At 49.4% G+C, this 13359-nt stretch carries 13 protein-coding genes; 1 reads left to right on the forward strand and 12 read right to left on the reverse strand.

Annotated elements, in window-relative coordinates:
- Positions 1 to 3: 3 nt before the first annotated feature.
- The 4 genes from BN1938_RS10320 to BN1938_RS10335 form a co-directional block, all read right to left on the reverse strand.
- Positions 4 to 765: an ABC transporter ATP-binding protein gene (locus BN1938_RS10320; protein ID WP_050640505.1), complete on the reverse strand. Its 762-nt coding sequence runs from the start codon at positions 763 to 765 to the stop codon at positions 4 to 6.
- Between the two features lie 96 nt (positions 766 to 861).
- A complete protein-coding gene (locus BN1938_RS10325) occupies positions 862 to 1848 on the reverse strand; it encodes a sensor histidine kinase (protein WP_242843835.1) in 987 nt (328 codons plus the stop codon).
- A 1-nt stretch (position 1849) separates the two neighbouring features.
- Positions 1850 to 2515: a response regulator transcription factor gene (locus BN1938_RS10330; protein WP_050640506.1), complete on the reverse strand. Its 666-nt coding sequence runs from the start codon at positions 2513 to 2515 to the stop codon at positions 1850 to 1852.
- Between the two features lie 122 nt (positions 2516 to 2637).
- The gene (locus BN1938_RS10335; protein ID WP_050640507.1) at positions 2638 to 3795 is read right to left on the reverse strand and encodes a uroporphyrinogen decarboxylase family protein; all 1158 of its coding nucleotides are present in this window, start codon (positions 3793 to 3795) and stop codon (positions 2638 to 2640) included.
- A gap of 384 nt (positions 3796 to 4179) precedes the next feature.
- Between BN1938_RS10335 and BN1938_RS10340 the strand changes: the two genes are divergently transcribed.
- Positions 4180 to 5043, forward strand: coding sequence for an AraC family transcriptional regulator (locus BN1938_RS10340; RefSeq protein WP_050640508.1), 864 nt, complete (start codon positions 4180 to 4182; stop codon positions 5041 to 5043).
- Positions 5044 to 5213: 170 nt separating this feature from the next.
- On the opposite strand, the gene BN1938_RS10345 is transcribed toward BN1938_RS10340, so the two are convergent.
- From BN1938_RS10345 to BN1938_RS10375, 8 genes are all read right to left on the reverse strand, one after another.
- On the reverse strand, positions 5214 to 5675 hold the full coding sequence (locus BN1938_RS10345; protein WP_050640509.1) for a hypothetical protein: 462 nt from the start codon (positions 5673 to 5675) through the stop codon (positions 5214 to 5216).
- A gap of 34 nt (positions 5676 to 5709) precedes the next feature.
- Complete coding sequence (locus BN1938_RS10350; RefSeq protein ID WP_050640510.1) at positions 5710 to 6162, reverse strand: DUF3795 domain-containing protein; 453 nt, start codon at positions 6160 to 6162, stop codon at positions 5710 to 5712.
- A complete protein-coding gene (locus BN1938_RS23370; RefSeq protein ID WP_156320699.1) occupies positions 6159 to 6314 on the reverse strand; it encodes a hypothetical protein in 156 nt (51 codons plus the stop codon). Before BN1938_RS23370 ends, BN1938_RS10350 begins: the two co-directional genes overlap by 4 nt.
- 364 nt (positions 6315 to 6678) lie before the next feature.
- Positions 6679 to 7389 carry an aspartate/glutamate racemase family protein gene (locus BN1938_RS10355; protein ID WP_050640511.1) on the reverse strand — a complete coding sequence of 237 codons (711 nt, stop codon included), beginning with the start codon at positions 7387 to 7389 and terminating at the stop codon, positions 6679 to 6681.
- An 89-nt stretch (positions 7390 to 7478) separates the two neighbouring features.
- A complete protein-coding gene (locus BN1938_RS10360) occupies positions 7479 to 9035 on the reverse strand; it encodes a hydantoinase/oxoprolinase family protein (protein ID WP_050640512.1) in 1557 nt (518 codons plus the stop codon).
- Positions 9035 to 10129, reverse strand: coding sequence for a DUF917 domain-containing protein (locus tag BN1938_RS10365; RefSeq protein ID WP_050640513.1), 1095 nt, complete (start codon positions 10127 to 10129; stop codon positions 9035 to 9037). Before BN1938_RS10365 ends, BN1938_RS10360 begins: the two co-directional genes overlap by 1 nt.
- A gap of 30 nt (positions 10130 to 10159) precedes the next feature.
- Positions 10160 to 11476, reverse strand: a complete 1317-nt coding sequence (locus BN1938_RS10370) for a cytosine permease (protein ID WP_050640514.1) — start codon at positions 11474 to 11476, stop codon at positions 10160 to 10162.
- 218 nt (positions 11477 to 11694) lie between these two features.
- Positions 11695 to 13290 carry a PucR family transcriptional regulator gene (locus BN1938_RS10375; RefSeq protein WP_050640515.1) on the reverse strand — a complete coding sequence of 532 codons (1596 nt, stop codon included), beginning with the start codon at positions 13288 to 13290 and terminating at the stop codon, positions 11695 to 11697.
- Between the last annotated feature and the right edge of the window lie 69 nt (positions 13291 to 13359).

Here is a 13359-nt window from a genome sequence, read left to right on the forward strand (position 1 = left end):
AACTTACCCCTCCTGCCCACTGATTGTGCCGCTGTTTTGTATATATTCCTCCCACTCTGTCCGGCTGCAAGCTTTGCCGTCATCCTTCGCACACTCTGTCCTGCTGCAGATTCTGCCATCCTCCATCCGGATGACACGGTCTGCCATCTGCGCCACTTCTTCCTGATGGGTTACCACGATTACTGTCTGATGGTATTTTTCCGCACAGAATTTTAAAAGCCCCACCACCTCAGTACTTGTAACGGAATCCAAATTACCGGTAGGTTCATCGGCCAGCAGAATAGCCGGTTTGGTCAGAAGCGCCCGGGCGATTGCCACTCTCTGCTGCTGTCCGCCGGACAGGGTCTGGGGCAGCCGCTCTAATTTCTCATGGATTCCAAGAAGTTTTGTTACCTCTTCCAGCAATTCGTAATCAATCTCTGCTCCATCCAGCCGTAACGGGAGCACAATATTTTCATAAACACTGAGTACCGGAACCAGATTATACTGCTGAAAGACAAATCCAATATTCCTTCTGCGAAATACCGTACGTTCCTCAATCTCCATATCCTTCAGGCTGTTTCCGCGGATCCAGACTCCGCCCTCCGTGGGGATATCCAAGCCTCCAAGCATATTCAGGAGGGTTGTCTTTCCGCTTCCCGAGGTTCCGACAATTGCCACAAATTCACCGTCTCTTACCGAAAGAGTCACTCCGTCCAGTGCGTGGACCTCATAAGTATCTGTGATATAGTATTTTTTCAGACCGGCGGCCTTCACAATTTCCATAAATTCTTTTCTCCTGCTCTGTATTTGGCAGCGTACATATCATAGCCTCAGAAGCCTGAATCCGTTTTCTGCCATATACTAGTATATGGAGTAAATCTAACAAACTTCTAACAACGCGGTTGGAAAACAAAGTTCAAGCATCAGCCCCGGGTGCATTCTCTTAGCCACCAGGAATCCGCCATGTCTGTTCACGATCTCCCTCGACAGATACAGGCCGATCCCGAATCCTTCCTGGGTGGTGACATCTTTTCCACGGTAAAATCTTTGAAAAATCTGATTCTCCTCCCCTGCCCCGATACCGATTCCATAATCTCTTACCCGGATCTTCAGGTACATTTCATTTTGTGACATGGATACTTCCACCCTGCCTCCGGCTTCACTGTACTTCACGGCATTTTCCAGAATATTAAAGACTGCCTCTCCCAGCCAGTTAGGATCATGCAGGAAAGCTGCATTTTCCAAGAAAGAGATGTCAAACTGAACCCCCTTTGTTTCTGCCTGTGGTTGGATCTGTCCCAGAGAATTTCGGAGCGTTTTCAGTATATCCTTGTCTTCTTTCTTTATCTGGATGATATGCTGCTCCAGCCTGGACATTTTGATGAAACTTTCTACAAGAAAATGTAATTTTTGCTGGCTGTTCTCAATCGCAGCCGCATATTGCAGAGACTGCCTGATATTAGAAGAACGGTTGGCGGAATCAGGATTATTACCGGCTGCTCCTGTTGAATTCTCCTCAAGATTTTCCTGCAGGAACCCAAGATATGTCTCCATGTTCATCAAAGGAGTCCGCATCTGATGCGCAATTTCTGCGATCAGTTTCTGTATCTCATCGCGGCTCCTTTCCGCTGCATCTTTTCTCCCCTGCATCAGTTCCTGGACCCGCACCAGCTGATGTTCAATCCTTGCGTATAAAGTCTCTTCCCCCGAAGCAGAGGCTTTTATTTCCCGTTCATTCAGAATCTCATCGGTCAGCCCTATCATCTTCTTCAGTTCCTGTTTCCTATGTTTTCTCTGCAGGCAATACATACCGATGCCGCCAAGCAATCCCCCTGCCAGAACGGATATGGTCATGATAAAATACATACTATCTGCCTCCGATCCGATACCCCAGCCCAAATACATTATGAATATACTCTGGCTGTTTTGCCTCCGGTTCTATCTTTTTTCTGAGCCGGTTAATTGTGACACTGACCGTATTATCCACCACAAACTGGCCATCCAGACCCCAGATCTGCTCCAGGATATTTTCTTTCGTCAGCACCTGGCCCTGATTCCTCATCAGATACTCCAACAGCTGATACTCCTTCGCGGTCAGGGCGATCTCCTGTCCCTTTAAGAAGACTTGTTTTCTGTCGGGATACAGCGCTATATCCCGGCAGGAAAGCATCTGCTCTTCGCTGCTGCGTTTGAATACCGCGTTGATTCTTTTCAAAAGCACTTTCATAGAAAATGGTTTCACCACATAATCATCCGCACCCATGTCAAACGCAGCCAGCATGTCCTGCTCTTCATCCCTCGCCGTCAAAAAAATGGCGGGAATGTCCCGTTTTTTTCGGAGCTCCTGATACAGTGTGATTCCATCCCCGTCCGGGAGTCCGATATCCACTAAGAGCAGGCCCTCCGTCTTCCCCAGCAGAGAGAGGGCCTCCTTCTTTGTATGTACACATATGGTATGATAGCCTGCATTTTGCAGGGCAATATCTAAAGCTTGATTCAATAAAAGATCGTCTTCTATAATTCCGATTGTCATTGCGCTTCTCCTAATGGTTCCTTTTCTTAAAAGTTCAGGCGTGGCTGAACTGTTCCTCTTTTTCATTTATTCTACCACGAATGGCAATAAAATGCGGAGCAGTTTCCTGCTCCGTGCTTATTTTATTTATAGTACCCATATCGCCGTACCGCCTCATGCATCGCAGACAGATTGTCCGGCGGTGTCCCCGGCGACAGGTTGTTTGCCTCCTTGATGATAAACTTCCGTGTGAAGGGCTTGACAGCTTCCAAAATAGTTTTCGCCGCATTGGCGACTTCCTCCGCCGTGCCGGCACGCAGTGTCTCGACATGGACACCGCCTTTAACCGTGATGTCAGGTCCCAGCTCGCGAACTACCCTGCCATGGTCAATGGGGAAGCCCGTATCGAATATGCCGGCGTTCAGTTCCCGCACCAGTGTGGGGAAGAACCGGGAAGCATCCCCGCAGAGATGGATCCAGCCCGGCTCCTCCCCTGTACACAGTTCACGCATCATCTTTTTGTGGAATGGCAGTATCAGCTCTGTATAGGTTTCCAGGGACAGCAATGCAATGCTGTCGTCGGCAAAACCGAAGGATTTTGATTTTTCCGGCTGGCCATAGCAGCGGCGCAGGGCCTTATTCCTCGCAATAACCGTCTCCGTAATATAATCCAGCAGCTCCATCATATAATCCTGATCCACATAGAGATCCATGCAGGCCTGCGTAGCGCCGATGAGGCTGCACGCGATAGTAAAGGGGCCATCTGTTCCCAACCCCGCCATCCCCGGGCTGCCCAGGGGCTTTCCTTTGTACGTATATCCTTCCTGCCGCTTCTTTTTAAAGAACTCATAGTGGGACAAAAGTGTACTTACAATTCCGCCGAGAGGATCCGTCAGGGGGCGCGTATTTTTTAAAAGTTCATATTTCGTCGTTTCATCCGCGCATACTTTTGTGCCCGGTTCATTGCACCCATGGAATGCAATCTCACAGCCCAGGCAGGCTCCTTCCAGAACATTTTGAAAATCCGGGTACGGTGTTATCTCCTGCAGATTCTCAAAGCCCATGATGCGGTCGCTTATGAGTGATTCCGCACAGTATTCCTGGAACTGGCATTGAATTTCCAGCATGATCTGCGGATCCTTTAAGTATTCCTCAAACGTAATCCGGCGCGGGTTCAGCATTGGATCCGAGATGATCATCCGTGGATTCATCGCAAGCTCCATCATAACACGCTCACATTTGCCTTCTTCCGCCTGCTGCAAAAGCCTGCGGACTTCCTCATTATGCTTTTCATAATTCATGTTAACACGCTCCTTCTCTACTCTGTATACTAACAGTTTATACAGGAATCCACAGCGCGTCTTCCAAGATATGATCATCCTTTGATTCTGTACATTTTTTCGGCCGGAATCACATTTCAGGCGGGCCCCAGGCTGTTACAGGCCAGAGCCTTAGACAGTCTGTTACTGTTCACAGCCTGCGGGCGTGCACAGTAACGACGGTCTTCCATTTGGCGGCCAAATTGACATTTTTTTTATCCCATGATACAGTAAAACGGTATCCTAAAGGCATAGAAAACAGGATGGCCTTTGGGTAAAGCTGATCGGAATATCTGCTGCCGCAGGCTTTGCCGGGTAAATAAAGCATTTTATACGTTTTCCAGAATCTATCAGGAGGTGCCCCAGATGAACTCCCAGAATGTTCGAATAACCACAGATTTTTCCGGGTTGGATATCCCCAACCTTCACCTGATGTCCCGCGTCGAATACCGGGGATCTGACAATGCTCCTCTGAAGCCGCACCTGCATAAGGATTGTTTTGAACTGTGCTACCACTTCGAAGGCCGGCAGCACTATGAACTGGGGGGCCGCCTGTATGATGTGCACAGCGGCGATATCTTTATTGCCATGCCGAACGAACTGCACAGTACCGGCTTGTGGACAGAAGAAAAATCAAAATTTTACTATCTCATCTTTTCCTGTATGCCTGACACCAGAAATTTCCTTGGTCTGGACGACGCTGCATCCGATTGTATCCGCGACACGCTTTATTCAATCCAGACACGTTTATTCCGGGGAATTCCCATTTTGAAGAAGCTGATGGATGAACTCTTATCCATCAGTACAAATCCTTCCCCATTTTGCCGTGCACGGACGGTCAGTCTCCTGACTGAGCTTTTTTATCACCTGTCCAGGTTATTGCAGGCAGAGAATACCGGAACCGATACGATCCCGGAGGATATCCGGACTATTATCGACTATATGGGTGCACATCTTGACGAAAGCTGCCGTTCGGAATCCCTGGCCGGTCTGATTCACCTCTCTCCGCCCCAGTTTCAGCGGAAATTCCGGAGAAGTACCGGGTTTTCACCTTATGACTATTTACAGCGCCTGAGAATTGATAAAGCCCAGGAACTGCTTACCGGTTCTGAAATGTCAGTCACCGATATTTCGCACTCCCTCGGCTTTTCTTCCAGCCAGCACTTTGCCGGTGTATTCAAACAATATACCGGCCAGACTCCATCTGCGTTTCGTCGGAAATTAAGATAGCTGATCCCCCCTGATAATTCACTGTTTCCAGGCCGATATGTACTAGTACAGCAGTGCGTTCATCTTTCAGTAATAAGCGCCTGATATCTGCGTCAGAGTTGTGCCTGCTTTCACGACACCGCTTTGCGGCTGCATACCTTATCGCTGCGTATACAGCTCCCAAAGGGTTTTTATGATATGCGCTGTGCATATAAGTCATAATTAATCTGCCATTCACCGTCATCCTTCACTCTTATATCCTGCCAGTGAAAATTATGATCCTCGATTTTGACAAAGACCCATTTTCTCTTTTCATCCTCAATGTTCGTAAGGACTATCAAACCGTCTTCTTTTCTCGCCTCAAGCCGCATAATTTTTCCTGTATAACAATAGGCAATATCCCAGGCACACGTACCGGGATTATAGACGCGGAGCGTCGTTCCGTATTCATAATCGGGCAGGATAATAACATCCTGAATCGCCATACCATCAAGAACCCATGAAAAATGCCATTCCCCCTTAATTGAGCGGGAATTACTATTATCTATATAGTCGATTTTCCAACTGCCGATCAGCTTCCCGAAAAAATTAAATTCTTCAGGCAGCGCCGCATTTTTACATTCGCTTGTCAAAGTTTTGAGAAAGTTTTGCATTCGTTAATTCCTCCGTTAATCTTAATAATGTCTGCTACAAATTCCGCTTAAGTTCATCCACAACGGTATTCTCCACTTTCATGCTTTCCTGACACTCACTGCATTCGCTGTCATGGATAGAAATAATACCGCCGCATTTTGGACACGTATATTTCCGTTTCTGCATTTCCATAAACCTTTCCACCCCGTGTTGACGAACAACTTCACTATTCTCCATAAGGCTCGCCTGATACCTTTTGTTGTAGCTTTTTTCAAGGTTTTTGATCAGTTTGCAGGGATAATCGGAACATGCAAAGCAATAAGACAGCCCTTTCGCCTTGGCACAATCTTTTATCTTACATTTACGGCAGTGTTCAGGCTTCCCCATATCGCTGTTTAAACATCCGGCGCAAGGCTTTTTATGATAACAATGCTTATAACAAACCATACAGTTCATACCACAGGGAGCAAACATACCCGTATTCATGTTTTCTGTTGGCATTTTCATCGCACACCCCCGCTTATCTCTATTTTTTCTAGTTTCAATTCTATCACATTTCCGATGGTTTGGAAACCGTGCATATTAGTTTGCAGACCTTCGTTTTTCGGATGGATGGAGGCTGCACTGCCCTGCCAAACGAATCCATCCACTTCCCCCATTTAGAGCCTCTCCGAAGAACGCTTCTTTCCGACTGGATGAACCCATCACCGTGAAGGGACAGCAGGGAAACTCCGGAAGGGTATATGCCCAGCGGAAGTGCTAGAGTACATCTTAGAAATTCTTAGTAGAAAAAGGCAGAAAATTGGAGAGAAAACGTGCTACCGAAGCGCGTTTTCTGCTGACCCAGCGCGAGAAATCATCAGATTTCTTGCTCTGTGTCAGCTGTGCTCCAATTTTCTGCCTTTTTCTACTTAGAATTTCTTAATGTACGGGTTGCACTTCCGCTGGGCATATACCCTTCCGGAGTTTCCCTGCTGTCCCTTCACGGTGCGTCCCAATCCCCCGAAAGTCTTTCTTCGCCTACTATTTCTCCGGCACCGGCATATAAGTTATCCGGCTCTGCTTCAGCCCCATCCTCACATTCAGCTCCAGCATCATGACTGCAGACTGCGCAGCCTCCAGCACGCATATCTCATAGCCTGCAGCGTGCAGCCTGGCCTGTACGGTTTCCGTGACATCAACCATGGCTGTACAGCCAAGAACAATCACCTCTGCCCCATCCTCCCGGATCGCCATTAAACTTTCTGCATAAAGCGCATTGCAGAGCTTTTCATGACTAGAGAGATCAAGTACCGGTATATCTATACTGCGGACACACGCGATGCGCCCATCCAGATGCGCCTTTGCGATATTGCCTTTAATCAGAGGAAGTACATTTGGAAGCACCGTAACGATCCCGATCCGGTCGGCCAGCCCCATGGCAAGGTGCATTACCGGCTCGAAGCCGCCTACCACCGGAATATTTACGCGTTCCCTCGCAGCACGCACACCCGGATCTCCAAAACAGTTGATAAACACGCCTTCATACCCGGCCTTTTCTGCTTCGATACAGTGTTCGATGATATCCGGCGCACACAACGCCTCATCGTATTCGCATTCAATACTCGGCGTCCCTTTTGTAATCTGAACCACATCTATCTGTGTATCCGTGCTTAAATACTGGTTGATATAACGTTCCATTTCCGGTGTGATCACTCCCGCACCTGTAACCGGTATGATATCCAAAAGTTTCATCTGCTTTCTCCTCCTCTTTTCCTGGCTTTATCATGCCTGCTGATTTTAATTAGAATAAGATAATTGAGAATTTAGCCTGTCATTTTGGGCTAAGCCTGCAGTTCTCCTGCCGCCTTAATTTTCACCCGGTTTGTATTGCCCGGATAGTACGCAAGCGGCACGTCCTCCACCTCAATAATTTCGACGGTACTGCGGATTGCGCCTGCGCCGACAGCTATCTCTACCGCCTCGGCCTTTGCCTGCTCCAGCGCCTGTTCTCTCGGGATCTCATCATAGTTGATCAGCTTTTCAAAGGTGCCGCTGACTTTGGAAATCGCAGAACCAATTGCATTAGCACACCCGAAATGCTCCGGCTTTGTTACGCTTGCAGCGCCCTCTAAACGATCTGGCAGGATAATAGATCCGCCGCCCACAAGGATGACATCCATATCCGCATTGGAGATCTTCATTGAATCAATGGAGTCCTCCACAAGTCCGCGAATGACAGCCATTGCCTTTTCTGCCGTTTCCCGGCTGATACACTCCGTTTTCGTTATGTCTCCCAGTTCCACCATCCCTAAACGCACTGCAATATCCGTGGCCGTCATCACATCACCGCCGAATATAAGTGCCTTTTTCGTGATTTCAAACCCTACACTGTCCGGTCCCACTGTGATGGTTCCGTCCTGGTGTTCCCGCACGATCGAGCCTCCGCCCAGTCCGATTGAAATCACATCCGGCATACGGAAATTAGTCCGGACGCCGCCGATGGTAACCGCCACACTGGACTCCCGTGGGAATCCGTTCTGGATCACGCCGAGATCCGTTGTGGTACCGCCCACATCCACCACAATTGCATTTTGAATATGACTCAGGTAACCGGCTCCGCGAATGGAATTAGTTGGGCCGCAGGCAACCGTCAGAATCGGGTAGCGGCGGGCATATTCCATTGTCATCAGCGTTCCGTCATTCTGAGAAAGATAAACGTCGGCATGTTCAATTCCTTCTTCCGCAAGGCTGTTTGCAAAGCCTTCCGTAAACCGCTCGGCCACGCGGTAGAGGGCCGCATTGAGGATGGTTGCATTCTCACGCTCTATCAGCCCCATGGAACCAATTTCGCTGGAAATAGATACATGCACATCATCGCCCATCACCTCACGGCAAAGCTTTGCCGCCGCCAGTTCATGCTCATTGCGGACTGTGGAGAAGACGGATGAGATTGCAATAGACTTGATTCCCTGCTCCTTCATATCCACAAAAAACTGACGCGCTGCCTCCTCGTCAAACACAGCCAGTTCCTTTCCGTTGTACTCAAATCCCCCGCCTATAATCGCGCTTCCGACTGCAATCTTCTGAATGTCTTCCGCCCAGTCCACCATCGGGGGGATACCCAGCGTAGCTGGCGCACCGATACGCAGAATACCGATCGGCGCCAGTGATTTTCTCTCCACAATCGCATTCGTGCACTGCGTGGTGCCAAGCATTGCCTGTCCGATCTGGCTTCTGTCAATCCCGGATACCTCGAGGACCCTGCGCAGCGCTCCCATAATTCCTTCATAGATGTCTTCCGAAGTCGGATATTTAATTTCTGCAGCCACCTGCAGGTTTTCATCAATCAGTACGGCGTCCGTGTTGGTTCCGCCGACATCAATACCAAGCTTATACATTACTTTCTCCCTCCCCTGCATCGCTCCTCCAGCGGTATATAATCGGTATCACATCCAAAGTAACGTGGCCCTACCAGCTCCAGCCCCTCCGGTGTACGCCACATTTCAAAGCATTTCAGCCCAACTACCAAGACTCGTTTCCCGTATTTCAGGGCATCCGTCGTAACAGGGGCAAAGGTTTCCGTATCCACCAGGCAGATCAGATCCGGCGTGGTAGCAAGGATCTCCCCGTCAACCTCTGCCGTAAGATTCTCATTCTGGAACTCCACGCTGGCGCTTCTGCCGCGGTCTTCCCCGATTCCCTCCAACATCACCCTGCCGAAGTTAAAGGCGCCGCGTGTCTCACGCAGGACATCTGCGATCTTCCCCTTGAACAGCCGGAAGCCTCCGGAAAATTCCAGGAAATGCTCCTCCGGCGTTTTTCCGGTGCATTCCTTTACGGTACGGATCGCTTCCCCCAGCTGCTGGCTGCGGGTAACAATATTTCTCACCGCATATTGTTTCATCTGTGCGCCTGTCATCGGATACAGAGAGACGGATACGGAACCGCCGCAGCTCATTGTCACTGCCCGTGCAAGTTCCTCCGTCCATTTATTTGTAATGGTTTCAAAAATAACACTATTGCCTTTTTCGTCTGTCAGCGCCATCGGAGAAGCGCTGATGCCGCCAATTGTAAATGTCACCATCTGCAGCTCCGGAAAGGCTCTTCCCATGCCATCCGCATCCACCAGCGGAAGGCCGAGGCGGGCACACGCCGCGATCGGAAGCATACTGTTGACCCCTCCTGCCTCAATCGGCATGAATGCATAAATTTTCTTTCCAAAAAACCGGCTAACCATATCATGCAGCGTCTGATATTCCTTGCCGCCGATCCCCTTTTCCCCCAAAACAGTGGGTGCCCCCATCATGGCGATTGGAATTACCAGCGCATCATCCGGCACTTCCTCCGGCTCCAGCAGCGTAACAGGCCCGCACTCCTTAACGGCGCCGACAGCCACCAGCTTTCCCACATAGGGATCGCCGCCCCCGCCGGCTCCAAGCAGAGCCGCCCCAAGGGCAATGTCTTCAATTTCATTTATTCCTATCGTTCTCACAATCAACTTCTCCTTTCATTTTCCTTTGTTCTATACTGATGTGGCAGACTGTTCTGCCGCAGTACGTCCCGAGAGTTTCATAAACAGTACATACAGTACCATTGACACTACGATCCCATTAATAGGACCAATGAAAAACGGTATGTTCCAGGACGCAAGCGGCGGAAAATATGTAAAGGTTCCACCGGTAAGGCAGGCCGCAAATGCTCCTATGAGAAAGGCAAGCATGCCTTGTACACACACGCCGTCCCGGATCCGGAAGTTCTCTTTCTTTCCCTTTCCTACAATCCAGTAATCTGCGATCATAACCCCCACAAAAGCCGGTACCAGGGCGCACAAGAGTGTTAAAAATGCCTGAAACTTGTCCATGATTCCCACGGCTGCCAGAATCGTTCCTACGAATCCTGCAATTCCTGTGCAGATACGGCTGCGCTTTTCGTCAAGCCCAAGCAATATTGAGAGGGAAAGTCCGCCGGAATACGCATTTGTTACATTTGTCGTCCATGTCGCCAGAATCAGCGCCACGAGTCCAATCGCCGGAACGCCTGCTGCGGTCAGCACAACGCTGATATCATACTGCCCCGTTATAATTGAAAGTGCCGCGCCAATCAGTAGAATCAAAAGCCCTGCCGGCAGTACGCCGAGAACTGAGGATTTGATAACATCCTTCCTGTTTTTTGCGAAACGGCAGTAATCCCCGGCAATAGAGCCTCCCACTGCAAAGAAACCAACCGTAAGGCTGACGCCGCTTAAAATACTTATGGAAGCCGTGGGCTCATAGACTGCGATTGCATGAATCCCATCGTTTCTGACGATTGCAACAATGACTCCATACAGCAGAACCACAATCAAAAGCGGCACTGCAATATAGTTCAGCCATTTCAGGCCCTTAAATCCAAAACACGCCGTTGAAACCATAATAATTCCCCATACCACAGAACACAGCCAAACCGGAAGTTCAGCCCCCGTCATAGATCCGATCATGGAGGAAAAAGATGCGCCGCAGACCGCTGCCTGAATCCCGAACCAGCCGATGCAGGCAATCGCAAGAATCGCACTGATTACATACTTTCCGCCGGTCTCTCCCAATGCACCGCCGGCCATTACCGCAGTGGGAAGTCCTGTATCGCACCCCTGCATCCCCATAAAGCTCATATAAAGGCAGACAATGCCATAGCCGATTAAGATTGTAATAATACATGTTCCAATGGACATTCCTTCTCCCAGCATACCGCCGACCATCAGGCACGCCACACAAATCATTGCACCGATCCAGACAAGCGCAATAGACTTCCAGCTCTGCCGCTGGCTTTCTGCAATCTCAAACCCTGATTTTTTCTCACTCATAATCTCACTCCTCCTGATAGAAAATACAGCCAACAAGGGGGCAAACCTGCATTGGCTGTTTCATGCAGTATATCACTACAGTGCGATAAAGTTAATTGTCACAGGGGCAAAAAAATCCCCTGCGTCCTTTGTCCAAAAGGACAAGGGACTCAGGAGATAAGAAAAAAGCCTCTCTTTTGTAACAGTTCAGGCCTTTGTGAACTGCTGCTGATTTATAATCAGCGGTTTAAACGGTATACTGCCGCCGCCTGATAAAGCTTCATGCATTCCGGCATTTTGTTCGGGCGGTACCCCAGCAGATCTGCGATCCGCTGCAGCCTGTATTTGACCGTATTTTTATGAAGGTACAATATCTGTGCCGTTGTTGTTACACTGGAATTTCCGTCAAGCAGGTATACTGCCAGAGTTTTTCTCAAATCTGCTTCCTCTCCCCCTGCATACAGCGGTGCGAGAAGCTCCATACAACTCTCCACTGCCGCCTCTCCCTGCTCCATCAGGCTGCGGCAATCCCTGGCAAATTCCAGTTCTCCGTAGCAGAAAAGCTGCTTTTCCGGAAAGATTACCTTCACGTCCTGCAGGTATTCCTGATGGCAGAGAAAAGCCTCACGTACTGCACCGGTATTCTGCAGATTACTGCAGCGCGCCAGTGTAGCTCCCGGTTCTTCAGAGCATACCGTCTCCAGGATATCCCTAAGCTGCTGTTCCGCAGCCTGGCAGGAAACCGGTGTATTCAAAAACAACACCATTTCTTCCCCGTATATATCTGTCACCACCGGCCCCCGGCACTCCGCAAGAATCTTTTGCACCTCCGGCAGCTTGCTGGTAAGCAGCCTGGAGAATTCTTGGCTTTCACCGTGCAGAATCCACATCTCATGAATGGATGCCACATCAATGTGGAAGAGCTCGGCAAGACGCCTCATTTTAATCGGCTCATCCTGAAGGATCGCACGCACCAACTCATGAACCGCAACATCACCATGTCGGGAGCTCCAGATATTAATGCTGATTCTGACAATATCCATTACCTGCTCCAGCAGCTTCGGTGAAATCGGTACCCCCTCTTTAATCAGAAGCAGCTCCATCTTACGGCCCGCATCCGAATCAAGCCGGTAACGATACATCCTTGCTCCCGGAAGAAAACGGCACTCCGACTCCTCCTGCTCCCGCGGAAATTCCTCCAGGCTGCCCACTCCTGCCTTGATTACCTCTTCAATGCTTCGCGGCCATGCAATCAGATTCAAAATCTCGTGTCTGGAATTCGTCAGAATTACCGAAGCTGAAATCCGGTCGCTGAGCATTTTCAGGACCGTGTTGATGGAGCGGTGGTGCTCCGGAAGCTTGGAAACCCGCCCTAAAATCTCCGAAACAATCGACTCATTGTCCATGCGGTCACGGTAAATACTCTCCATAACATCATTCAGCACTTCACTGTAACGCAGCATTCGCTGCCCTTCCGGCATAGTGATCAGCACAAAATCCAGCTCGTCTGCCACGTCAATCAGCCTCTGATCCACCTTTTGAAGATAGACCCCAACGTAAAACAGGATCAGCCCTACCTCACCGCCAGCTGCCAGCCGGCGCATATTGGCACACTGACATTCCACATCATCCAGGGCATTTAAAAAACCCGTAATCACAATTTCACTTCCAAAAAACTCATCTTTCGGAAACAGACAGTCGATCAGCACAGACGGGTCTGTAGACTCCAGCACGGAGATCGAGGATACAATCTTTGAAAGCCCCCTCGCACCACCGAGAACCTGCGCGCCGCGCATGGACGGAAGTGTCAGTAAATCTGCTATTGTTACGCTCATAGTTATCCCACCTATAATGACTTATTATGTTATCATTTAAACACACGCTTAAACGCACGCGTGCGTTTA

The sequence above is a fragment of the Eubacterium sp. SB2 genome (assembly GCF_001244405.1).
Taxonomy (GTDB): Bacteria; Bacillota; Clostridia; order Lachnospirales; family Lachnospiraceae; genus Faecalicatena; species Faecalicatena contortus_B.